The organism is Streptomyces sp. NPDC056144 (assembly GCF_042264145.1).
GTDB lineage: Bacteria > Actinomycetota > Actinomycetes > Streptomycetales > Streptomycetaceae > Streptomyces.
In genome coordinates, this window is the sequence record NZ_JBHJVF010000018.1 from 40,017 (window position 1) to 61,305 (window position 21,289).

The window sequence follows — 21,289 nt, forward strand, 5'->3', positions numbered from 1 at the left end:
GCCGTAAGCCGTCGTCTTAAGCCGTCTTGACAAGGGGCTTTACGGGCACGTAGGGGGGTGCCCAAGATCCCCCAAACGCCCATGCGAAACTTTTCACATGAGCCTTAGCCTCGCCCGTCGTGCCCCACGACGCACCCTGCTGGCCGTCGCCGGAGTGCTGACCGCCGCCGTCGCGCTCTCGGCGTGCTCCGGCGACAACAACGGCAAGTCCGGCGGCGGTGGCGGCACCAACTTCGTGAGCAACACGGGTGGTATCGACACCGTCGCCAAGGGCGAGCGCACAACGCCCAAGGAGATCGCCGGCGAGACCCTCGAAGGCAAGCCGCTCGACGTCGCCGACCTCAAGGGCAAGGTCGTCGTCCTGAACGTCTGGGGCTCGTGGTGCGGCCCCTGCCGCGCCGAGGCCCCGCACTTCGCCAAGGTCGCCAAGGAGCTCAAGGGCCAGGACGTCGAGTTCGTCGGACTCAACACCCGGGACCCCAACAAGCAGCCCGCGATCGCCTTCGAGGAGGACTACGGGGTCCCGTACCCCAGCCTCTACGACCCGCAGGGCAAGCTCATCCTCTTCGGCTTCCCCAAGGGCACCCTCAACCCGCAGGCGATCCCCTCCACCGTCGTCCTCGACAAGGAGGGCAAGATCGCCGCCCGTTCGCTCATGGCCCTCGACGACGAGAAGCTCCGTTCGATGATCGAGCCGCTCCTCAAGGAGAAGTGAGCCGGTGAACGAGACGGTCACCAGCGGAGCCCTGCTGCTCGCCCTGCCCATCGCGGTCCTCGGCGGCCTGGTCTCCTTCTTCTCGCCGTGCGTCCTCCCGCTCGTCCCGGGCTACCTCTCGTACGTGACCGGGGTCACCGGCACCGACCTCGCCGAGAGCCGCCGCGGCCGGATGACCACCGGGGCCGTCCTCTTCGTGCTCGGCTTCACCGCCGTCTTCGTCTCCGGCGGCGCCCTCTTCGGCTACTTCGGGACGAACCTCCAGGAGTACCGCGACACGCTCACGACGATCCTCGGCGTGCTCATGATCGCCATGGGCGTCTTCTTCATGGGCCTCATGCCCTGGTTCACGCAGCGCGAGTTCCGCTTCCACAAGAAGCCCGCCGCCGGACTCGCCGGGGCCCCGCTGCTCGGCGCGCTCTTCGGCATCGGCTGGACCCCGTGCATCGGCCCGACCCTCGCCTCCGTCAACGCCCTCGCCATCGACCAGGCGAGCGCCGGCCGCGGCGCGGTGCTCGCCTTCGCGTACTGCCTCGGGCTCGGCGTACCGTTCGTCCTCGCGGCCGTCGCCTTCCGCAAGGCGCTGGGCGCGTTCAGCTGGGTCAAGAAGCACTACGTATGGGTCATGCGGATCGGCGGCGGGATGATGATCGTCACCGGCGTCCTGCTCCTCACAGGCGCGTGGGACAGCATGGTCGCCACGATGCAGGGCTGGTCCAGCGGTTTCACGGTGGGGATCTGAGTTCCATGAGCAAGACCGACACGACGGAGCAGCGGGAGAACCCCGGCGAGGCCGAGACCGAGGCCGCGGCCGGGGCCCAGCTCTCCACCGCCCCCACCGAGGACCGCGGCGACGCCCCCCTCGGCGGGCCCACCCTCGGGGTCATCGGCTGGATCCGCTGGTTCTGGCGGCAGCTGACCTCCATGCGGGTCGCGCTGATCCTCCTCTTCATGCTCTCCCTCGGCGCCGTCCCCGGCTCCCTGGTCCCGCAGAGCAGCGCGGACGAGTTCAAGGTGCAGGCGTTCAAGGACGCCCACCCGACGCTGACGCCGCTCTACGAGAAGCTCCAGTTCTTCGACGTCTACAGCTCGGTGTGGTTCTCCGCGATCTACATCCTGCTGTTCGTCTCCCTCATCGGCTGCATCCTGCCCCGCACCTGGCAGTTCGTCGGCCAGCTCCGCAGCCGCCCGCCGGGCGCGCCCAAGCGCCTCACCCGGCTCCCCGCGTACGCGACCTGGCGCACCGAGGCCGAGCCCGAGCAGGTCCGCGAGGCCGCGCTGACGGTCCTCAAGGGCCGCCGCTTCCGCGCCCACACCGCGGGTGACGCCGTCGCCGCCGAGAAGGGCTATCTGCGCGAGGCCGGGAACCTGGCCTTCCACGTCGCCCTGATCGTCATGCTCGTCGCCTTCGCCTGGGGCCAGCTCTTCAAGTCCGAGGGCGGCAAGCTGATCGTCGAGGGCGACGGCTTCTCCAACACGCTCACCCAGTACGACGACTTCAAGTCCGGCTCCCAGTTCGGCACGGACGAGCTGGAGCCGTTCAGCTTCACCCTGAACTCGTTCACCGGTACGTACGAGAAGACCGGCCCGCAGCGCGGCACCCCGCGCACCTTCGAGGCGGACGTCACGTACTCCGAGGACGGCGGCAAGGAGCAGAAGGCCGTCATCCGGGTCAACGAGCCCCTTGAGGTCGGCGGCTCCAAGGTCTATCTGATCGCCCACGGCTACGCGCCCGTCTTCACCGTCAGGGACGGCAAGGGCAAGGTCGTCTTCCACGGCGCCGTGCCCATGCTGCCCGTCGACAACAACATCACGTCGACCGGTGCGATCAAGGTCATGGACGGCTACCGCGACAAGAACGGCAAGAAGGACCAGCTCGGCTTCACCGCGCTGTTCGTGCCGACCTTCGCGGGCGAGGGCAAGGGGACGATGTTCTCCCAGTTCCCCGCCCTGGACTTCCCCGTCATCGCGCTCACCGGCTACCACGGCAGCCTCGGCGTGGACTCCGGTCTGCCGCAGAACGTGTACCAGCTGGACACGAGCAAGATGAAGCAGTTCCAGCTCGACAAGGGCACCGGGAAGGCCGAGCGGCTGCTCCCCGGCGAGGCGATGACGCTGCCCGGCGGCGCCGGCTCGATCACCTTCGAGAAGGACATCAAGGAGTGGGCGAGCTTCCAGATCTCGCAGCAGCCGGGCAACGGCCTCGCCCTCGCGGGCGCGATCGCCGCGATCGCCGGTCTGACGGGTTCGCTCTTCATCCAGCGGCGCCGGGTCTGGGTCCGGGCCGTACGCGGTGAGGACGGCGTGACCGTCGTCGAGATGGCCGGCCTCGGCCGGAGCGAGTCCGCCAAGCTGCCGGAGGAGCTGGGCGACCTCGCCGCCGCGCTCGCGGCGCAGGCGCCACCCGCACCTCCCGCACCCACAGCAGCGGATGACCCCGCCGAAGCAGCAGCCGAAGCACCCGCAGAAGACCCTGCCCCTTCTGGAGAGGCCGACAAGTGACCCTCGCCGCCACGACCAACGAGAGCCTGGCGCAGCTGAGCGACCTGCTCATCTACTCCTCGATGGCCGTCTACACCCTGGCCTTCTTCGCCCACATCGCCGAGTGGGTCTTCGGCAGCCGCAGCAAGGTCGGCCGTACCGCCGCCGCGCTCACGCAGAAGAAGACGGCCGACGCGGCCGCGGCCCCCGCCGTGACCGTCCAGGTCAAGGGGGCCGCCGGCGCCACCGCCGTCCTCGACAAGCCGCAGGTCGTCACGCGGGCCGCGGCCGGTGCCCGGAACGTCCCGGACGGCCCCGGCGCGGCCGGCGGCACGGTCAAGGGCGACCTGTACGGCCGGATCGCCGTCTCGCTCACCGTCCTCGCCTTCCTGGTCGAGGCCTCGGGCGTGATCACGCGCGCGCTGTCCGTGCAGCGGGCCCCCTGGGGCAACATGTACGAGTTCTCCACCACCTTCTCCACGGTGGCGGTCGGCGCGTACCTCGGCTTCCTCCTCGCGAAGAAGAACGTCCGCTGGATCGGTCTGCCGCTCGTGACGACCGTCCTGCTGGACCTGGGCATGGCCACGACCTGGCTGAAGACCCCCAGCGACCAGCTGGTCCCGGCGCTCGACTCGTACTGGCTGTGGATCCACGTCTCCACCGCGATCTTCTGCGGCGCGGTCTTCTACCTCGGCGCGGTCGGCACCCTGCTGTACCTCTTCCGCGACTCGTACGAGAACAAGCTCGCGACCGGCGGCAACCCGGGCACCTTCGCCCGCTCGGTCATGGAGCGGCTGCCGTCCGCGGCCTCGCTCGACAAGTTCTCGTACCGGGTCAACGCGGCGGTCTTCCCGCTCTGGACCTTCACGATCATCGCGGGCGCGATCTGGGCCGGCGACGCCTGGGGCCGCTACTGGGGCTGGGACGCCAAGGAGGTCTGGTCCTTCATCACGTGGGTCGGTTACGCGGCGTACCTGCACGCGCGGGCCACGGCGGGCTGGAAGGGGCGGAAGGCCGCGTACATCGCGCTCATCGCCTTCGCCTGCTTCCTGTTCAACTACTACGGCGTGAACATCTTCGTGAGCAGCAAGCACTCGTACGCGGGCGTCTGAGCTCGCGAGTGAGAGGCCCCGGGGCCACGCTGGAGGTATGAGCGAGATACCTCGGGGCAGGTGCGAGACCCACGACGGCGACACGCACCTGCTGCGGTACGTCATGGAGCTTCCGCACCCGCCCGCCGATGTGTGGGAGGCCGTCGCCACGCCCGGAGGGCTGGTCGGCTGGCTCTGCGCGGCGGACCCCTTCGAGCCCCGGCTCGACGGTCGGGTCACCCTCCGCTGGCTCAACAGTGACACCGTGGCCGAGGGACGGGTGACCGCCTGGGACCCCGGCCACGTCGCCGAGTACACGGTCGATCCCACGACCCACGGCAGGATCCGGTTTCACGTGGAACATGGTCCTGGCGGGGCCGGGGGGTCGGCCGTGCTGCGTTTCACCAACGAGATCCGGGGCGACCGCGCGTACCGCCTCGACTGCCTGGCGGGATGGCACGACCACTTCGAACGGCTCGCGGCGGCGCTGGGCGGTCACCGTACGGAGTGGGCGGCCTGGACGCCCGAGCGGTGGCGTCACCTGCGCGGCCTGTACGAGCGCGACGAAGGCCCCTGGCCCAGGTGGGAGCCGTAGTCCGCCCCGGGGAACGCATGCCCACAACCGGTGGGCGCGCCAGGGCTCACCCTCGCTTCGGCGGGAGGCAGGAGGTCGTCGGCGGGCGGCCCTCCGGCCAGGCGATCTGGACGAAGCGCTGGGAGCCGTCCTGGGCGAGCTCCACGATCGGGACCGCCTTGTTGTACGGGTTGCCGTAGTTGTCCAGGCAGATCCAGCCGCTCGCGCCCTGCACCCGCAGCGAGCCCTTCACCTGCGGCCACTGCGTCACCACGTCCGCCGGCTCCGGGTACTGCGCGCCCTGCGGGGTGGCCTGGCGGATCGCGTGGACGGCCGTCGCCATCGCGTCGTACGCGATGATCGCCTGCCCGTCCGCGAGTGCCACCGGCTTCTTCGAGGCGCGCGCGATGTCCGTCTCGAAGGTCTTGTACGCGACGACGGAGCCGCCCGTCGCCGGGACGGGCCGCCCCTTGCCGGGCTTCCAGGCGTCCGGGTGGGCGAGGGACGCGTACCGCACGGTCAGCTTCGCCTTGAGGGCGGCGCGGTCGAGCTTCTTGTCGGCCCCGAGGTACGAGCCCTCGTCGCCGGTCAGGATCGTGAAGGAGCGGTCGAGGCAGCCCCGGGCGCCCAGCGCGTTGATGAACTGGCGGAGCTGTGTGTGGCGGCCGGCGAAGAAGACCGTCTCGGCGCGGGTGTCGCAGATGAGGTGGGTGATCTGCCGGAACGTGTTCGCGGTGGTGCCCTCCTCGGTCTGATCGGCGGGCGAGGTGAAGAGCTGGGGCTCGTACGGGGCGCCCTTGAGGGTGGTGGAGAAGGCGGACTTGAGGGTGTCCGTGTAGTGGTCGCCGCTGCGGGTGTCCTGGACGAGGATCGCCTTGGCGGCGTCGACGCGGCCGAAGTGGGCGAGGGCCTTGGCCTCGTCGGTGTTGGTGGGGGAGACGCGGGCGAGACCGGGATAGCGGTTCGCCGCGCCGGGGCCGTTGGCGATGTCGTCGGCGGTGATGGTGGTGCCGACGACGGCGATCCCGGCGCCGGTGAGCGCGCCGACCGCCTGCCGCATCTCGGTGGAGGAGGTGGCGACGCCGGTGACGGCCCGCAGCCGGTCGGGTGCGCCGGTCATCGTCGCGAGCTGGTGGGTGATCCGCTCCCACTGGGCGTTGCCCTTGCCGGTGTTGGCGAGGACGAGCCGGATCTTCGGGGTCTGGCTGTTGGACTCGTGGTTGGCGCGGTACTGGTAGGCGTACGCGCCCTGCACCTCGTGGAGGACCTTCGTCCGCATGCCGGGGTCGGGGGAGCTGAGCGGGAGGAGGACGGCGACGGTCGCGTACTCCTCGGGCTTGAGGGTGGCGTTCTCGCGGCCGATGGCGTCGGCGATCTCGGCGAGCTCGGGCACCTCGAAGGCGTGGCCGGTGCCGTTGACGCCGACGCACTCGCCTCCCTCGACGAGGCGCTCGACGCCGACGTCGCAGGAGAGGTCCTCCGGCTGGACGATCCTGTTGATGCCGTAGCCGCCCGCGCCGAAGACGAGGGCGGCGCCGACCACCGTGATGACCAGCTTCTGGCGGGGGGTGCGGACGCGGCGACGCGGTCCGCCGAACGGGCGCGGTATGCGGTCGGGCATGGCGTCAGACTCCGTCCTCGCGCCCCGGCGGCAGGGAGAGCCCCCGCCAGGCGCGGATGTCGCGCGGCCAGTGCGTGGCCGCGTCCCAGAGGAAACCGCTGCCCGTCAGATGGCGGCCGGAGAGCCCGCGCAGCTCGTGCGCGAGCCGCCGGGCGACCTCCTCGTCGGGGAGCGCGAGCGGATCGGTGAGCAGCCATACGGCGTGCAGCAGCCGCCGTATGGACAGGTGGAGTTCGATCGTGTCGACGTCGAGGCCCGGCGGGAGGGTCCCGGCGGGCGCCTGGCCGAGGGCGACGGCCCGGCGCGGGTCGGTGCGCGGCCGGTCCCGGTCGCGGGGGTACGGGGCGGCGGCGACGAACCGCAGCCGCCCGAGCCAGCCGAGGACGTCCTGCTCGGGGAAGGTGGCCCGGAAGTGGGTGACGGCCTCCTCGGTGTCGCCGAGCGCGAGGTCGTGGTGGAGGCGGTACGGGCCGGGCGTGGGCCCGTAGTGGCGGCGCAGGGTCTCGTGGACCGCGCGCCACTGCGCGTACCGCGGGTGATCGGCGTCCTCGAAGCGCAGCCGGTGCAGGAGCAGGGCGCGCAGCAGCGGGTCGGCGACGAAGTGGCCGGGGCCCTCGCGCCAGTCCTCGGAGCGCAGGTGGTCGCGCACGCGCAGGGCCACGTCCCCGTCGAGGGACTCGTTCTGGAGGCGGGCGTGGGCGAGGAGCCGGGCGGACTCCTCGTCGTGGGTCGCGGCGAGGACGGCGTACGGCTCCGGTCTTCGGACGGGCAGCAGTTCGGCGAGGAGCGTGGGGGCGACCTGGACCGGCGGGGCGTCCTCGCGGAGCTCCACGGGCAGGTCGAGGAGGCCGCCGGGGGTGAGGCCGGCGCGCTGCCCGGGCGGGGCCTGGCCGGCGGCCCGGCCGAGGCGGTCGACGCCGCCGGGCCGCCCGCCGGTCAGCCGGTGGACGGCGCGGGCGAGCTCGGCGGGGATCGTGCCCTCGGGGTCGTGGTCGTCGAAGGCGTTCCGGGTCTGGGTCGGGGAGAGCGGGGTCAGCGCGACGGCGAGGATCCCGGAGCTGACGCTCGCGCCGCGCGGGCAGGGCGCCCGGTGAGCGGTCTCGGGCAGCTGGGCCCTGGTCGCGTGCCGCATGGCCTCGTGCTCGCGGACGCGGGAGGTGGCGAGGACCACGGTCCGGTCGCGGCGGCCGCCGGCGCGGGCCCGCAGAATCGGTTCGACCAGTTGGCGGCCGAGGGGTTCGTGGGCGTTGTCGAGGAGGAGGACGGGGCGGCCGACGCGGGCGCCGAGCTGGGTGAGGCCGGTGTAGGCGCGTAACAGGTCCTCGGTGAGCGTCTGGACGAGGAAGGCCTCCGCCTCGCGCCGCCGTTCGCCGCCGTGCTCGAAGTCGGCGGCGAGCAGCTGGAGCCCGGTCCTGCCGACGCCGCCCGCGTTCCGGTAGGTGCCGTACCAGTTCGTGTAGGTGCGCTGGCGGCGGCTGAAGACCTCTTCGAGGACGGTCTCCACGGTCGCCCCGGCGATCGGGCCCGCCAGCGGCGCGGTGGCCTCGGCGAAGGTGGTGGCGAGGTTGGTCAGCACCCGCCCGACCCATTCGGCGGTGGCGCCCCTGGTCGCGTCGACCGTCGTGAGCAGCGGCCGGAGCCGCCGGAGATCACCGGCGGTCTGCTCCTCGTCCCCGGGCCGCCAGCCCAGCGAGGCGACGGCGACGAGCCCGAGCGAGAGCCTCGGGAACCGCACGGGCCGCACCAGCGGCCCCCTCGGCGACAGCTTCACGGCGAGATCGGCGAGCGCGCCGGTGACCGGCGTCCAGCCGGGACCGTGGTCGGCGGGCTCGTCGATGCGCGCGCAGTCGAGCAGCGCGAGCGGGGTGACCCCCTTGTACCGGTTGCGGACCTCCTTCAGGAGGGCGGTCTTCCCCATGCCGCGCCCGCCGGTGAAGACGGTCACGGGCGGGTCGTCCCCGTGCTCGTACGCGACCCGCGCGGCGCCCCCCTCGGTCAGTCCGATGAGCCGTGCGACGAGCCCGTCGTCGTCCAGCGCCGCACCGCGGCCGTACAGCTGTCTCTCCACGCGCCACAGCCCCCCTGTGTCCCCACGAGATGCGCCCCACCCAACCCGTCACATCATCAAATCCAGGGTATAGAAAGCATGTTGGGGCTTAGTCAAGCTTTTCTCACGAGCTCTCGACGGACGGGGGTCCGGCGGGCACGTCCTCGCCGATGTCCTCGTACCAGAGCTCCGGCCGGTCGAGCACGAAGTCCCGCATGAGCGCGACGCAGTCCTCGTCGTCGAGGACGACGACCTCGACCCCGTGCCCGGCCAGCCACTCGTGGCCCCCGAAGAAGGTCCGCGCCTCCCCGACGACCACCCGCGAGATCCCGAACTGCCGGACGAGCCCGGAGCAGTACCAGCACGGCGACAGCGTCGTCACCATGGTCGTCCCCCGGTACGACCGCTGCCGCCCGGCGTCGCGGAAGGCCGCGGTCTCCGCGTGGAGGGAGGGGTCCCCGTCCTGGACCCGCCGGTTGTGCCCGCGTCCGAGGACCCGCCCGTCGGCCCCGTACAGCGCGGCCCCGATCGGGATGCCCCCTTCGGCCAGGCCGTCCCGGGCCTCGTGGAGGGCGGTGCCGAGCCAGAGCCGCGCGAGTTCCTTGTCCATGGGGGGAACGTCTGTGCGGGGAGCGTTCATACGGGAAGCGTCCATGCGGGAAGCCTTCCCCGGCATCGGCTCCGCCGATCGCCCCCATCGGCAGGACGCCCCAATGGCCCGTGGACCCCTCCGCCGGTCCGCTCGTAGCGTCGTCGGCATGAGAAGCGAAACGCGGGGAGCCGTCGAACTCAGCCTGGCCATGGTGCTGTCCGGGACCCTCGGGGTCTTCGTCGTCGAGTCGGGGGCGTCGCCGTTCGAGGTGGTGTTCTACCGGTGCCTGTTCGGGGCGCTGGCGCTCGGGGCGTACAGCCTCGCCCGGGGGTTCTTCACCGGGCACGGGTTCACGCCGAGGTCGTTCGGGCTCGCGCTGCTCGGCGGGGTGTTCATCGTCTTCAACTGGGTCTTCCTCTTCGAGGCCTACGCCGCCACCTCGATCTCCCTCGCCACCGTCGTCTACCACACGCAGCCGTTCTTCCTCGTGCTGCTCGGGTCCGTCCTCATGCGGGAGCGGATCGCGAAGGCGAAGCTCGGCTGGCTCGGGGTCGCGTTCGCCGGGCTCGTCCTCGTCTCCGGGGTGGGGCCGGGGGACACCGGCTCCCTCGCCGGCCTCGGCTTCGCCCTCGCCGCCGCCGTGCTCTACGCCCTCGCCACCTTCGTCACCAAGCGGATCACCGGCGTCAGGCCCCACCTGATCGCCCTCGTGCAGGTCACCGCGGGCCTGCCGCTGCTCCTGCCCTTCGTCGACCTCGGCGGGGCGAGCGGGGTGAGCGGCGGGTGGGGCTGGCTCGTCGGGCTCGGCGTCATCCACACCGGGGTGATGTACGTGCTCATGTACGCCGCCTACGCCAAGCTGCCGACCGCGAAGATCGCCGTCCTGGCCTTCACCTATCCCGCCGTCGCCATGGGCGTCGACTGGGCGGTGTACGGGCACCACATCGGGCTCGTCCAGGCGCTCGGCGTCCCGCTGATCGTCCTCGCGAGCCTCAAGGTCACGCTTGCGGGGACTGCTCGGACTGCTCGGACTGCCGGGACTGCTCGGACACGAGTCGTCGCGTCTGCTCCACGAACAGGCGGACGTGCGCCGGCAGCCGCTTCCCCCGCCGCCACGCGAGTTGGGTGAAGAGGGTGAAGGGGGCTTCCCAAGGAAGGGCGACGAGGGTCCCGGAGGCCAGTTCCTCCGCCACCGCCACCCGGGGGAGCAGCGCGATCCCGAGGCCCACGGCCACGCCCCGCTTCGTCGCCTCGACCGTGCCGAACTCCGTGAACTGCGGCGACCACTCCCGTAGCGCCTCCTCGAAGAGGTCCCGGTACGGGCAGCCGGGCTCCAGGCCGAGCAGCGTCGCCGAGGCGACGTCCGCCGCCGAGAGGGCCGGGCGCCCCGCGAGGGCGTGGGACGGGGACGCGACCAGGGTCAGCGGCTCGGGGGTCACGATCTCCGACTCCAGGCCCTCGTGCTCCGTCTCCGCCTCCATCAGGAAGCCCACGTCGTACACGCCCTGCCGCAGCGCCCGCCGGGTCTCGTCGCCGAGCGTGGGCCGCAGCATCAGCCGCACGTCCGGGTAGCGGTGGTGGAAGTACTCCAGGAGCGGCGGCAGCCGGTAGGAGGTGAAGGACTCCATCGTGCCGATCGCGATCGTGCCGGAGGGGGCGGCCGTGCCCGCCACGGCCTCCCGCGCCTCCTCCCCGAGGGTCCGCAGACGGACCGCGTACGGCAGCAGGCGCTCGCCCGCCTCCGTCAGCCGGATGCGGGAGCCGAGGCGCTCGAAGAGTTCCACGCCGAGCGAGGACTCCAGGGAGCGGATCTGGGCCGTCACGCTGGACTGGGCGTAGCCCAGCTCCGCCGCCGCCCGCGTGAAGGAGAGGACCTCCGCCACCTTCTCGAAGGCCGCCAGGAGGCGCAGCTCCATCAGGACTTGTCCGTGCCTTCGTCGAGGTCGCGCTCGCGCTTGCGCAGCTCTTCCTCGCGGCGGTTCAGCTCCGCCTCCCGCTCGCTGAGCGTCGGCCCGTCCGTCGACCCGTCCGTCGGCCGGTCCACGGGCTCGTCCGCCGGCTGGTCCTTCTTCAGCGACTTCAGGAACTCGGGGTTGTCGTCGGGCGCGACCCAGCCGCCGCCCTTGGACCCGCCCCTGAATCCGCCCGCCGGGGCCGCTCGGCGCCGCTTGCCCGCGAAGAGCCAGACGATCGGGCCGACGAACCAGAAGAGCAGGATGATGATGACCCAGACCACCTTGGGCAGGTGCTTGGTGTCTTCCTCCGGGGTGTTCAGGCAGTCGATGAACGCGTAGATCGTCAGCGCCAGCGGCAGGATGTACATCAGCGCCCTGAGCATGTGGTGCAGCCCCCTGGAAGCGGTGGCGGGCGCGCGATTCGGCGGCCCCGGTGACAGTTCCAGGGTAGCCGGTGACCGATACTGGCCCTTATGGCTTACGACGATCTGCGCTCGCTGCTCAGGGCGCTTGAGCGCGAAGGCGACCTCAAGCGCATCAAGGCCGAAGTCGACCCGTACCTGGAGGTAGGGGAGATCGTCGACCGGGTGAACAAGGCGGGGGGTCCGGCGCTTCTCTTCGAGAACGTCAAGGGCTCCGCCATGCCGCTCGCGATGAACGTCTTCGGGACCGACCGCCGCCTCCTCAAGGCCCTCGGCCTGAAGTCGTACGGGGAGATCAGCGAGAAGATCGGCGGGCTCCTCAAGCCGGAGCTGCCGCACGGTTTCGTGGGCGTCCGCGAGGCCTTCGGCAAGCTCGGCTCGATGGTCCACGTGCCGCCGAAGAAGGTGAAGGACGCTCCCGTCCAGGAGGTCGTCCTCACCGGGGACGACGTCGACCTCGACCTCCTTCCCGCGCTCTTCACCTGGCCCAAGGACGGCGGCTCCTTCTTCAACCTCGGGCTCACGCACACCAAGCACCCCGAGACCGGCGTCCGCAACCTCGGTCTCTACCGCCTCCAGCGCCACGACAAGCGCACCATCGGCATGCACTGGCAGATCCACAAGGACAGCCGGAACCACTACGCGGTCGCCGCCGCGAAGGGCGAGCGCCTGCCGGTCGCCATCGCCTTCGGCTGCCCGCCGGCCGTCACGTACGCCTCCACGGCCCCGCTGCCCGGCGACATCGACGAGTACCTCTTCGCCGGTTTCGTGCAGGGCAAGCGGATCGAGATGGTCGACTGCAAGACCGTCCCGCTCCAGGTCCCGGCGCACGCCGAGGTCGTCGTCGAGGGCTGGCTGGAGCCCGGCGAGATGCTGCCCGAGGGTCCCTTCGGCGACCACACGGGCTTCTACACGCCGCAGGAGCCGTTCCCCGCGCTGAAGATCGACTGCATCACCATGCGGAAGCGTCCGCTGCTCCAGTCGATCGTCGTCGGCCGTCCGCCGACCGAGGACGGGCCGCTCGGGCGCGCCACGGAGCGGTTCTTCCTGCCGCTGCTCAAGATCATCGTTCCGGACATCGTGGACTACCACCTGCCGGAGTCGGGCGGCTTCCACAACTGCGCGATCGTCTCGATCGACAAGAAGTACCCGAAGCACGCGCAGAAGGTCATGCACGCCATCTGGGGTGCCCACATGATGTCGCTGACCAAGCTGATCATCGTGGTCGACAAGGACTGCGACGTGCACGACCTGCACGAGGTCTCGTGGCGGGCGCTCGGGAACACCGACTACTCCCGTGACCTGACCGTCGTCGAGGGGCCCGTCGACCATCTCGACCACGCCTCCTACCAGCAGTTCTGGGGCGGCAAGGCCGGCATCGACGCCACGAAGAAGCTGCCCGAGGAGGGCTACACCCGGGACGGCGGCTGGCCGGACATGGTCGAGTCGGACCCGGCGACGGCCGCGCTCGTCGACCGTCGCTGGAAGGAGTACGGGCTGTGATGGCCACGGCCGCCGTGCCCGGCGCCCAGCCGCAGCAGCCTCAGCCGGGCCGTACGAAGGCCTTCCTGCGGCTCGTGATGATCGAGCACTCGGTCTTCGCGCTGCCCTTCGCGTACATCGCCGCCCTCACCGCGATGTTCCAGGTCGACAAGAACATCCACTGGTGGACGCTCTTCCTCGTCACCGTCTGCATGGTGGGTCTGCGGACCTTCGCCATGGCCTGCAACCGGATCATCGACCGCGAGATCGACGCGCGTAATCCGCGCACGGCGAACCGCGAGCTCGTGACGGGGGCCGTGTCCGTGCGGTCGGCGTGGACCGGGGCCGGGATCGCGGTGGTCGTCTTCCTCGGCGCCGCCGCGCTGCTCAACCCGCTGTGCCTCGCGCTCGCGCCGCTGGCCGTCATCCCGATGGTCGTCTACCCGTACGGGAAGCGGTTCACGAACTTCCCGCACGCGATCCTCGGCCTCGCCCAGGCCATGGGCCCGATCGGCGCCTGGCTCGCCGTGACCGGCGAGTGGTCCTGGGACGCGGTCATCCTCGGCCTCGCGGTCGGCGTGTGGATCGGCGGCTTCGACCTGATCTTCGCCTGCCAGGACGTGCAGGCGGACCGGGCCGGCGGCGTCATGTCCGTGCCCGCGCGCTTCGGCATCCCGGCCGCCCTCTGGGGCGCCCGCGCCTCCGCGGTCGTCACCACGGCGCTCCTGGTCTGGTACGCGCTCGCCACGGACGTCGGGTTCTTCTTCTGGCTCGGTCTCGTGATCGTCGTCGCCGCCTTCTGCTACGAGCACACGATCGTGAAGCCGCACGACCTGTCCCGCCTGAACCGGGCCTTCTTCACCGTGAACGGCTTCATCGGGATCACGCTCTTCGTGTGCGCCCTGCTCGACCTGCTCGTGCGCGGGCTCACGCCCTGAGCCGTGACATCGGATGACCGATAGGCTCGACCGCATGAACGACGGCCTCAGGAACGACGGCGGCAGCGCCCGCACGCCATGGATCGTGGGGGTCTCCGGTGCTTCGGGGACCCCGTACGCCGCCTCCGTCCTGCGGGGTCTGCTCGCCGCGGGGGAGAGCGTGGACCTCGTCGTGTCGCGGGCCTCGCGGCTCACCCTCCTCGACGAGACCGGCCTCTCCTTCCGGGACGCCCACTGGCGCGAGGACCTCGCGACCTGGCTGGCCCGGGGGGCCGACGGGAAGCCGGACACGTTCGACGTCTCCGACAAGCTGGGGGACGTGCGGTACTGGGTGGCCGGGGATCTGGCCGCCGGGCCGTCGTCGGGGTCGTACCCCTCGAAGGGCATGCTGGTGGTCCCGGCCTCGACCGCGGCGGTCGCGGGAATGGCGCTCGGGCTCTCGAAGGATCTGCTGCAGCGGGTCGCGAGCGTGACGCTCAAGGAGCGGAGGCCGCTGGTGGTCGCCGTGCGGGAGACCCCGCTGAACGGTCAGACGCTGAAACACATGGTGACGCTGGACGAGGCGGGCGCTGTGGTGCTGCCCGCCTCTCCGGCGTTCTACGCGGGGGCGACGCACATCCAGGATCTGGTGGACTTCGTCGCCGGGCGGGTGCTGGACGCGGCAGGTGTGCCGCACCAGCTGTACCGCCGGTGGGAAGGAGAGCTCGGTGCGGCTCTCCCTACCGATTAGCGCTTCTTGGCGCGCTTCTTCGCGGCGCGCTTCGAGGCGGAGGTCGACTGGTGGGCACGCGAGCGGTTGGCCATCTCCTGCAGCTCACGCATGCGGGCGTAGGCCATCTCGATCGTGTACACGGTGATCACCACTCCATTAGATCGTCTTTGATCTGCAGACACCTGATGCACATGTTGGACTGATTCGCAGGGCGTCTGCTCTGTATGCCTTAGATTCTACACCTAAACTCGCGGTATCGCTGGATAATGGAAGGCCTATACCTATGGACGCCGTGGACAGGCAGCTCATCCAGGCCCTTCGGGAGAACGGGCGTGCCTCGTACGCCGAGCTCGGACGGCTCGTCGGGCTCTCCGGCCCGTCCGTCACCGACCGGATCAACCGCCTGGAGGCGGCCGGGGTCATCACCGGTTACCGGGCCACCGTCGACGCCGCCTCGCTCGGCCTGGGCGTCACGGCGCTCATCGGCATCTCCCTCTCCGACGCCGCCGACCACGAGGACGTGGCCCGCCGGCTGAAGGACCTGGCCGAGATCGAGGACTGCTGGTTCATCGCCGGCGACGACTCGTTCATGCTCAAGGTGCGCGCCAGCGACGTCGACGGCCTGGAGAAGACGATCCGCCGCCTCTCCGGCACGAAGGGCGTGTCGCGGACCCGTACGACGATCGTGCTCTCGACCAAGTGGGAAAACCGGGTCGGAGACCTCCCCGAAGAGGCCTGAGAGTACGGTGGGGAAGCCTGAAAACGGGGACGGTCATGGAGAGAACAGAGGGAGGCGGCCGTAGTGGACGCTGGACTCAAGCGCGAACTTGAGCAGAAGGTCCGGGACGGTGAGCGGCTGAGCCGCGAGGACGGCATCGCCCTGTACGAGTCCGACGACCTCGCCTGGCTCGGCGGTCTGGCCCACGAGGTCAGGACCCGCAAGAACGGCGACGTGGTCCACTTCAATGTCAACCGGCATCTGAACATGACCAACGTCTGCACCGCCTCCTGCGCCTACTGCTCCTTCCAGCGCAAGCCGGGCGAGAAGGACGCGTACACCATGCGCATCGAGGAGGCCGTGCGCCTCGCGAAGGCGATGGAGAACGAGAACCTCACCGAGCTCCACATCGTCAACGGGCTGCACCCCAACCTGCCCTGGCGGTACTACCCGCGCTCGCTCTCCGAGCTCAAGAAGGCCCTGCCGAACGTCTCTCTCAAGGCCTTCACCGCCACGGAGATCCACCACTTCGAGACGATCTCGGGGCTGAGCGCGAGCGACATCCTCGACGAGCTGATCGAGGCCGGTCTGGAGTCCCTCACCGGCGGCGGCGCGGAGATCTTCGACTGGGAGGTCCGCCAGCACATCGTGGACCACAAGACCCACTGGGAGGACTGGTCCCGGATCCACCGGCTCGCCCACGAGAAGGGGCTCAAGACCCCGGCGACCATGCTGTACGGGCACATCGAGGAGCCGCGCCACCGCGTGGACCACGTGCTCCGGCTGCGTGAGCTCCAGGACGAGACGAACGGCTTCCAGGTCTTCATCCCGCTGCGCTACCAGCACGACTTCGTCGACATGCAGGACGGCAAGGTCCGCAACAAGCTCCAGGCGCGCACGACGATGGCGACCGGTGCCGAGGCGCTGAAGACCTTCGCGGTCTCCCGGCTGCTCTTCGACAACGTGCCGCACGTCAAGGTCTTCTGGGTCATGCACGGCGTCCAGACCGCGCAGCTCGCGCTCCAGCACGGCGCGGACGACATGGACGGCTCGGTCGTCGAGTACAAGATCACGCACGACGCCGACAACTACGGCACGCCGAACAAGCTGGGCCGCGAGGACCTGCTCGAACTGATCCGTGACGCCGGCTTCCGGCCGGTCGAGCGGAACACGCGGTACGAGATCATCCGCGAGTACCCGGGTCCGGACGCGGAGCGCCGCGAGGCGCCGCAGCCGATGCGGTTCTGACGTCCGCGTGGCGTGAGAGGGGCCGGTGGGTTTTCCCACCGGCCCCTCTTTCAGTTCAGGGGGAGGAGCATGACGATGTCGTCGCGGTCGTCGCCCGGCGCCACCCGGATCGCGCCCGGCACCCGGCCGACCTCCTTGTAGCCCGCGCGGGCGTAGAAGGCGTCCACGCTGGTGCCGCCCCGGCAGGTGAGGCGGATCGCCTCGATCGCCTCGAAGCCCTCGGCGGTACGGGCGGTCCGCTCGGCCGCCGCCATGAGGTCGAGGCCGTACCCCCTGCCCTGGTGGCGGGGGTGGACCATCACCGTGTAGAGCCAGACCCAGTGGCCCATCAGCGGGTGGGTGTTGAAGGTGAAGAACGCGGTGGCGGCCACCTCGCCGTCCTCGTCGCGGCCGACGAGCAGGCGCGTGCCGCCCTCGGCCATGCCGACGAGGTGCTTGCGCAGGGCCGGGCGGATCTCCTCGGGGGTGACGGGGGGTACGAAGCCGACGGCGCCGCCCGCGTTCGAGACGTCGGCCCAGAGGGAGAGCAGGCCGTCGCGCAGGGCGGGGTCGACCGCCGGATCCACCTCGAAAGTAAGGGTCATGTGGGAAGTTTATCTATTACTTGGCGAATCGCTCAAGAGGTGGCGACCTTGGGCCGTCCGGTTCGGGACCTTCGGCGGTAGTTGAGGCATAAAGAAGGGGCGTAGCTTGTGAATGTATTCACAAGGCCCCCTCGGGAGGGATCCCGAGGAGCACGGAAGAAGGTCTGTCATGGCCGTCCACACCCCGGAACGCACCACCCGCCGTGCCGCCCTCGGTGGCCACCCCGGAAGCCAGGACGACGTCCTCGTCCGCTCGGCCGGCACCCGCCGACTGCTCGCCGCCTCGCGGGTCCTCGTCGGCTTCTTCTTCCTCTGGCCGTTCCTCGACAAGCTCTTCGGCCTCGGCAAGTCGACCCCGTCGGCCGGAGCCTGGGTCAACGGCGGCAGCCCCACCGAGGGCTTCCTCCTCCACGGCACCCAGGGACCCTTCGCGCACGTCTTCGACTCGGTCGCCGGGACCTGGTGGCTCGACACCCTCTTCATGGCCGGCCTCCTCGGCGTCGGCCTCGCGATGATCCTCGGGATCGGCATGCGCGTCGCCGCCGTCAGCGGAACGCTCATGATGGCCTTCATGTGGCTCACCACCCTGTGGCCGGGCACCAATCCCTTCATGGACAGCCACTGGATGATCGCCCTGGTCCTCCTGATCACGGCCGCGACCGGCGCCGGAAGCTACTACGGCCTGGGCGCCAAGTGGGCCCAGCTGCCGATCGTCCGCAACAACCGCTGGCTGATCTGAGGCCCCTGCGGATCCTCCGGAAGGCGGGTCCGCACCCCGCTCCCGGAGAACGCCCCGCCCCGTGCTTCACTGGGGCGGGGCGTTCGTCCCGTAGGGGGCCTTTTCGGAACGGAAGACGGGACTGACTGACATGCTCCGCTACACGCTGATGCGGTTCGGCATCTTCGCCGGATGCTTCCTCGCCCTGTGGGGCCTCGTCTACGCCGGCGTCCTGCCGCGCGGTCTCGGCGACTCGAACCTGCTCTGGGTCCTCGTCCTCGCCATCGTCATCTCCGCGCCGCTGAGCTTCGTCCTCCTCCGCAAGGTCCGGGACCAGGCGAGCGCCGAGGTCGTGGCCAAGGTGGAGCGCAACAAGGCCCGCCTCGCGGCCAACCGGTCCCAGGAAGACGCGCTTTAACCCTCCCGGTGCGGTAGTCGACCCGGTGGAGTGAATGATCATGCTCCCGCTGGCGTGTCACGGAACGTGACCGCTTGAGTGGGGAGCGTAGTGATCGTTTAGCTCGCTCCCCAGGAGAAGCCGCATGTTTTCCTCGTCCCGCGTCCGCCGCGTCGCGCTGGGCGCGCTCGCCGCGCTCGCACTCGCGACCGCCGTCCCCCCGTCCGCCTCGGCCGCGCCCGAGCCGGTCGAGTGGGCCGCGCTCGGCGACTCGTACACCGCCGGCGTCTTCGTCGGCGACCCGAGCCCGGCGCTCGGCAGCGCCGACCGCGACGGCTGCGACCGGACCACCGGCTCGTACCCGAACCTCGTCAACGCGGCCCTCGCGGCGGACAAGCCGGGCGGGCGCACGGTGACGCTCGCCGACGTCAGCTGCGGCGCCGCCGTCATCGGGGACATCGCCCAGAACCGGCAGACCCCGATCAGCCCCGTCGAGGCCCCCGAGGACGGCTGGCCCTCCGTCGACGTCCAGGTCGAGCGGGCGAAGCTCGGCGCGGGCACCGACGTGGTGACGGTCGGCGTCGGAGGCAACAGCCTTCCCTTCGGCAAGATGCTCACCTCCTGCCTGGTCTCCGGGATCGGCCAGCCCGACGAGGCGACCCCGTGCCGGGACGCGTACGAGGCCGGGGGCCCGTTCCTCGACCCCGAGTCGATCTACGACAAGTACGACCGGGTCACCCGGGAGTACGCGGGCATGATCCGGGCCGTGCACGAGAAGGCGCCGAACGCCAAGGTCGTCACCGTCGGCTACCCGACGATCCTCCCCGAGGACCCGACCACCTGCGACCGCGCGGACACCACCGAGCTCGCCGCGGACGTGGAGGGTCTCGGGAAGATCTCCGTCACCCACGGGGACATCGGCTGGCTCGGCGAGGTGAACACCCACCTCAACGCCATCATCCAGGCGGTCACCGAGCTGAGCGGTGACACGTACGTCGACGTCGCCACCTCCAGCAAGGGTCACGACGCCTGCGGCTCCCGCGCCGAGAAGTGGGTCGAGGGTGTCTGCGGTGAGGCCGCCTCGTACTGGCCGACCGACGTGAACCTCGGTGTCGCCACCCTGAAGTGCTCCGACGGCAACCGCGGCACCCTCGTCCACCCGAACGCCGCCGGGCACGCGAACGCGGCGCAGCAGGTGGAGGCCGCCGTCCGCGCCGCGCTCACCTGACGCATAAGCGGACCGTAAGGTTCCTCACATAAAGGGACACACGGGTGTGGGTCCCTCACCCCTGGGTCGAGCCTTCCACGGCTCCGACCTGGGGGTTTCTGCGTTTCGGAGGGGAACGGCCGATTCCCGTATCCCAAAGAATGGCTTTGAGGTTCTCAAAGCATGAGTGCTAGCTTGTTCGGCATGAAGACATCAGTGCGCCTCTCTCTTGCCGCGAGCACCCCGCTCGTGGCGCGCCTGCATGTCGATCTGTGCCGCTGTATGTCCGCGGTCTGTTGCCGCGAGCTCTGACCCGGCATCATGCAGCGGCCCGCGCGTTGAGCGCCCGGTGCCGCACGCCCGTTCCGTATTTCTTTCCGATACGCACCCGTGGAGTGTGTCTGTGTCCGCGCAGTCTTCAACCGCGCCCTCGTCCGGCTTCCGGATACCCAAGGTCCCGTTCTGGGCCCAGATCATCGCCGGTCTCGTCCTCGGCGGTCTGCTCGGCTGGATCGCCCGCAGCCAGGACGTCGTCTGGCTGAAGGACACCCTCGGCTACATCGGCGACATCTTCGTCCAGCTGCTCAAGCTGGCCGTCGCCCCGCTCGTCTTCTTCGCCATCCTGGTGTCGATCACGAACCTGCGGAAGGTGAACAACGCCGCGCGGCTCGCCTCCCGCACGCTGCTCTGGTTCATGATCACCTCGCTCATCGCGGTCGCCATCGGCCTCGCGATCGGCCTGATCACCAACCCGGGCGCCGGCACCGGCCTCACCCCGGCGGACGGCAAGCTGCCGAAGCGCGAGGGCTCCTGGATCGACTTCCTGACCGGGATCATCCCGACGGACGTCATCACGCCGTTCACCGAGCTGAACGTCCTCCAGATCGTCTTCATGGCCGCCGTCGCCGGCATCGCCGCCCTCCAGCTCGGCGACCGCGCCAAGCCGATCCTCACCCTCTCCGAGTCGATCCTGGAGCTCCTCCAGAAGGCGCTGTGGTGGGTCATCCGCCTCGCCCCGCTCGGCACCGTCGGCCTCATCGGCTTCTCCATCGCCGACTACGGCTGGGACCTCGTCAGCAAGTACGCGACCTTCACCGCCGACATCTACATCGGCTGCGCCCTGGTCCTCTTCGGCGTCTACCCGCTGCTGCTCGCGACCGTCGCCAAGGTCAACCCGCTGTACTTCTTCAAGGGCGCCTGGCCCGCGATCCAGCTGGCCTTCATCTCCCGCTCCTCCGTCGGCACCATGCCGGTCACGCAGCGGGTCACCGAGCGCCTCGGCGTCCCGAAGGAGTACGCCTCCTTCGCCGTCCCGTTCGGCGCCACCACGAAGATGGACGGCTGCGCCGCGATCTACCCGGCGCTCGCCGCGATCTTCATCGCGCAGATCTTCGACGTGCAGCTCGGCATCGGCGACTACCTGCTGATCGCCTTCGTCTCGGTCATCGGCTCGGCGGCCACCGCCGGTCTGACCGGCGCGACGGTCATGCTGACGCTGACCCTCTCCACCCTCGGTCTCCCGCTGGAGGGCGTCGGTCTCCTCATGGCGATCGACCCGATCCTCGACATGGTCCGCACCGCGACCAACGTCGCCGGTCAGTCCCTCGTCCCGGTGATCGTCTCCGCCCGCGAGAAGATCCTCGACCTCACCAAGTACGAGAACGCGTCGGCGTCGCCGATCGACGAGCTCGTCGAGATCGGTGACGGCGAGGACGTGAAGAAGGGCGCGGTCACCGCCGCCGCCTGATACACACCTCATGTGCCCCCCTGCCCCCGTCCGGGCAGGG

Annotated in this window: 21 protein-coding genes and 1 pseudogene; 15 read left to right on the forward strand and 7 right to left on the reverse strand. The window is 70.4% G+C overall.

Going from position 1 to position 21,289, the window contains the following annotated elements:
- Positions 1-97: 97 nt before the first annotated feature.
- Genes ACFC0Z_RS33615 through ACFC0Z_RS33635 form a run of 5 tightly spaced genes read left to right on the forward strand, consistent with a single transcriptional unit; the run spans position 98 to position 4,882 of the window.
- Positions 98-715, forward strand: coding sequence for a TlpA family protein disulfide reductase (locus tag ACFC0Z_RS33615; protein WP_376446202.1), 618 nt, complete (start codon positions 98-100; stop codon positions 713-715).
- 4 nt (positions 716-719) lie between these two features.
- Entirely contained in the window at positions 720-1,457 is a 738-nt protein-coding gene (locus ACFC0Z_RS33620; RefSeq protein ID WP_376446205.1) for a cytochrome c biogenesis CcdA family protein, read from the forward strand.
- 5 nt (positions 1,458-1,462) lie between these two features.
- Positions 1,463-3,217 carry a cytochrome c biogenesis protein ResB gene (locus tag ACFC0Z_RS33625; protein ID WP_376446207.1) on the forward strand — a complete coding sequence of 585 codons (1,755 nt, stop codon included), beginning with the start codon at positions 1,463-1,465 and terminating at the stop codon, positions 3,215-3,217.
- The gene (gene ccsB, locus ACFC0Z_RS33630) at positions 3,214-4,308 is read left to right on the forward strand and encodes a c-type cytochrome biogenesis protein CcsB (RefSeq protein ID WP_376446210.1); all 1,095 of its coding nucleotides are present in this window, start codon (positions 3,214-3,216) and stop codon (positions 4,306-4,308) included. Before ACFC0Z_RS33625 ends, ccsB begins: the two co-directional genes overlap by 4 nt.
- Before the next feature lie 37 nt (positions 4,309-4,345).
- Positions 4,346-4,882, forward strand: coding sequence for an SRPBCC domain-containing protein (locus ACFC0Z_RS33635; protein ID WP_376446213.1), 537 nt, complete (start codon positions 4,346-4,348; stop codon positions 4,880-4,882).
- Between the two features lie 46 nt (positions 4,883-4,928).
- Here ACFC0Z_RS33635 and ACFC0Z_RS33640 read toward each other — a convergent pair whose 3' ends face one another.
- The 3 genes from ACFC0Z_RS33640 to ACFC0Z_RS33650 form a co-directional block, all read right to left on the reverse strand.
- Complete coding sequence (locus ACFC0Z_RS33640; protein ID WP_376446216.1) at positions 4,929-6,482, reverse strand: hypothetical protein; 1,554 nt, start codon at positions 6,480-6,482, stop codon at positions 4,929-4,931.
- Positions 6,483-6,486: 4 nt separating this feature from the next.
- Entirely contained in the window at positions 6,487-8,550 is a 2,064-nt protein-coding gene (locus ACFC0Z_RS33645) for a hypothetical protein (RefSeq protein ID WP_376446219.1), read from the reverse strand.
- Between the two features lie 103 nt (positions 8,551-8,653).
- Positions 8,654-9,139, reverse strand: a complete 486-nt coding sequence (locus ACFC0Z_RS33650) for a nucleoside deaminase (RefSeq protein WP_376446221.1) — start codon at positions 9,137-9,139, stop codon at positions 8,654-8,656.
- A 148-nt stretch (positions 9,140-9,287) separates the two neighbouring features.
- Here ACFC0Z_RS33650 and ACFC0Z_RS33655 point away from each other — a divergent pair, with 148 nt between their 5' ends.
- Positions 9,288-10,250, forward strand: coding sequence for a DMT family transporter (locus tag ACFC0Z_RS33655; protein WP_376446224.1), 963 nt, complete (start codon positions 9,288-9,290; stop codon positions 10,248-10,250).
- Here ACFC0Z_RS33655 and ACFC0Z_RS33660 read toward each other — a convergent pair.
- Both ACFC0Z_RS33660 and ACFC0Z_RS33665 read right to left on the reverse strand, forming a co-directional pair.
- Positions 10,162-11,037: pseudogene (locus ACFC0Z_RS33660) on the reverse strand (LysR family transcriptional regulator); the annotation flags it as partial. The gene ACFC0Z_RS33655 and the pseudogene ACFC0Z_RS33660 sit on opposite strands and share 89 nt — an antisense overlap.
- Positions 11,037-11,459: a PLD nuclease N-terminal domain-containing protein gene (locus tag ACFC0Z_RS33665; protein WP_376446227.1), complete on the reverse strand. Its 423-nt coding sequence runs from the start codon at positions 11,457-11,459 to the stop codon at positions 11,037-11,039. The gene ACFC0Z_RS33665 and the pseudogene ACFC0Z_RS33660, both read right to left, overlap by 1 nt.
- A 90-nt stretch (positions 11,460-11,549) precedes the next feature.
- On the opposite strand from ACFC0Z_RS33665, the gene ACFC0Z_RS33670 reads away from it, so the two are divergent.
- Genes ACFC0Z_RS33670 through ACFC0Z_RS33680 form a run of 3 tightly spaced genes read left to right on the forward strand, consistent with a single transcriptional unit; the run spans position 11,550 to position 14,648 of the window.
- Positions 11,550-13,001, forward strand: a complete 1,452-nt coding sequence (locus ACFC0Z_RS33670; RefSeq protein ID WP_376446230.1) for a menaquinone biosynthesis decarboxylase — start codon at positions 11,550-11,552, stop codon at positions 12,999-13,001.
- Positions 13,001-13,918: a menaquinone biosynthesis prenyltransferase MqnP gene (gene mqnP, locus ACFC0Z_RS33675; protein WP_376446233.1), complete on the forward strand. Its 918-nt coding sequence runs from the start codon at positions 13,001-13,003 to the stop codon at positions 13,916-13,918. The genes ACFC0Z_RS33670 and mqnP overlap by 1 nt, the downstream gene beginning before the upstream one ends.
- A gap of 34 nt (positions 13,919-13,952) precedes the next feature.
- Positions 13,953-14,648, forward strand: a complete 696-nt coding sequence (locus ACFC0Z_RS33680) for a UbiX family flavin prenyltransferase (protein ID WP_376446236.1) — start codon at positions 13,953-13,955, stop codon at positions 14,646-14,648.
- Here ACFC0Z_RS33680 and ACFC0Z_RS33685 read toward each other — a convergent pair.
- Positions 14,645-14,782 carry a hypothetical protein gene (locus tag ACFC0Z_RS33685; protein ID WP_360811327.1) on the reverse strand — a complete coding sequence of 46 codons (138 nt, stop codon included), beginning with the start codon at positions 14,780-14,782 and terminating at the stop codon, positions 14,645-14,647. The genes ACFC0Z_RS33680 and ACFC0Z_RS33685 overlap by 4 nt on opposite strands.
- A gap of 131 nt (positions 14,783-14,913) precedes the next feature.
- Here ACFC0Z_RS33685 and ACFC0Z_RS33690 point away from each other — a divergent pair, with 131 nt between their 5' ends.
- Positions 14,914-15,369 (forward strand): Lrp/AsnC family transcriptional regulator, encoded by a 456-nt coding sequence (locus tag ACFC0Z_RS33690; RefSeq protein WP_169094305.1) that lies wholly within the window; start codon positions 14,914-14,916, stop codon positions 15,367-15,369.
- A gap of 63 nt (positions 15,370-15,432) precedes the next feature.
- Positions 15,433-16,596, forward strand: a complete 1,164-nt coding sequence (mqnE, locus tag ACFC0Z_RS33695) for an aminofutalosine synthase MqnE (protein ID WP_376446239.1) — start codon at positions 15,433-15,435, stop codon at positions 16,594-16,596.
- A gap of 50 nt (positions 16,597-16,646) precedes the next feature.
- Here the strand turns inward: mqnE and ACFC0Z_RS33700 are convergent, their stop codons facing one another.
- Positions 16,647-17,180 carry a GNAT family N-acetyltransferase gene (locus ACFC0Z_RS33700; RefSeq protein WP_376446242.1) on the reverse strand — a complete coding sequence of 178 codons (534 nt, stop codon included), beginning with the start codon at positions 17,178-17,180 and terminating at the stop codon, positions 16,647-16,649.
- 169 nt (positions 17,181-17,349) lie between these two features.
- Here ACFC0Z_RS33700 and ACFC0Z_RS33705 point away from each other — a divergent pair, with 169 nt between their 5' ends.
- The 4 genes from ACFC0Z_RS33705 (at position 17,350) to ACFC0Z_RS33720 (ending at position 21,249) form a co-directional block, all read left to right on the forward strand.
- Positions 17,350-17,919, forward strand: a complete 570-nt coding sequence (locus ACFC0Z_RS33705; protein WP_376446244.1) for a hypothetical protein — start codon at positions 17,350-17,352, stop codon at positions 17,917-17,919.
- A 130-nt stretch (positions 17,920-18,049) separates the two neighbouring features.
- On the forward strand, positions 18,050-18,316 hold the full coding sequence (locus tag ACFC0Z_RS33710; RefSeq protein WP_376446247.1) for a DUF4229 domain-containing protein: 267 nt from the start codon (positions 18,050-18,052) through the stop codon (positions 18,314-18,316).
- A 124-nt stretch (positions 18,317-18,440) separates the two neighbouring features.
- Entirely contained in the window at positions 18,441-19,523 is a 1,083-nt protein-coding gene (locus tag ACFC0Z_RS33715) for an SGNH/GDSL hydrolase family protein (protein WP_376446250.1), read from the forward strand.
- Positions 19,524-19,899: 376 nt separating this feature from the next.
- Complete coding sequence (locus tag ACFC0Z_RS33720; protein ID WP_376446252.1) at positions 19,900-21,249, forward strand: dicarboxylate/amino acid:cation symporter; 1,350 nt, start codon at positions 19,900-19,902, stop codon at positions 21,247-21,249.
- The last annotated feature ends 40 nt before the right edge of the window (positions 21,250-21,289 follow it).

Bases quoted from the DNA above. Each gene is read 5' to 3' on its own strand.
- ACFC0Z_RS33615 (WP_376446202.1), top strand. From the start codon at position 98: ATGAGCCTTAGCCTCGCCCGTCGTGCCCCACGACGCACCCTGCTGGCC.
- ACFC0Z_RS33625 (WP_376446207.1), top strand. From the start codon at position 1,463: ATGAGCAAGACCGACACGACGGAGCAGCGGGAGAACCCCGGCGAGGCC.
- ACFC0Z_RS33635 (WP_376446213.1), top strand. From the start codon at position 4,346: ATGAGCGAGATACCTCGGGGCAGGTGCGAGACCCACGACGGCGACACG.
- ACFC0Z_RS33640 (WP_376446216.1), bottom strand. From the start codon at position 6,482: ATGCCCGACCGCATACCGCGCCCGTTCGGCGGACCGCGTCGCCGCGTC.
- ACFC0Z_RS33650 (WP_376446221.1), bottom strand. From the start codon at position 9,139: ATGGACAAGGAACTCGCGCGGCTCTGGCTCGGCACCGCCCTCCACGAG.
- ACFC0Z_RS33655 (WP_376446224.1), top strand. From the start codon at position 9,288: ATGAGAAGCGAAACGCGGGGAGCCGTCGAACTCAGCCTGGCCATGGTG.
- ACFC0Z_RS33665 (WP_376446227.1), bottom strand. From the start codon at position 11,459: ATGCTCAGGGCGCTGATGTACATCCTGCCGCTGGCGCTGACGATCTAC.
- ACFC0Z_RS33670 (WP_376446230.1), top strand. From the start codon at position 11,550: ATGGCTTACGACGATCTGCGCTCGCTGCTCAGGGCGCTTGAGCGCGAA.
- mqnP (WP_376446233.1), top strand. From the start codon at position 13,001: ATGGCCACGGCCGCCGTGCCCGGCGCCCAGCCGCAGCAGCCTCAGCCG.
- ACFC0Z_RS33680 (WP_376446236.1), top strand. From the start codon at position 13,953: ATGAACGACGGCCTCAGGAACGACGGCGGCAGCGCCCGCACGCCATGG.
- ACFC0Z_RS33690 (WP_169094305.1), top strand. From the start codon at position 14,914: ATGGACGCCGTGGACAGGCAGCTCATCCAGGCCCTTCGGGAGAACGGG.
- ACFC0Z_RS33700 (WP_376446242.1), bottom strand. From the start codon at position 17,180: ATGACCCTTACTTTCGAGGTGGATCCGGCGGTCGACCCCGCCCTGCGC.
- ACFC0Z_RS33705 (WP_376446244.1), top strand. From the start codon at position 17,350: ATGGCCGTCCACACCCCGGAACGCACCACCCGCCGTGCCGCCCTCGGT.
- ACFC0Z_RS33710 (WP_376446247.1), top strand. From the start codon at position 18,050: ATGCTCCGCTACACGCTGATGCGGTTCGGCATCTTCGCCGGATGCTTC.
- ACFC0Z_RS33715 (WP_376446250.1), top strand. From the start codon at position 18,441: ATGTTTTCCTCGTCCCGCGTCCGCCGCGTCGCGCTGGGCGCGCTCGCC.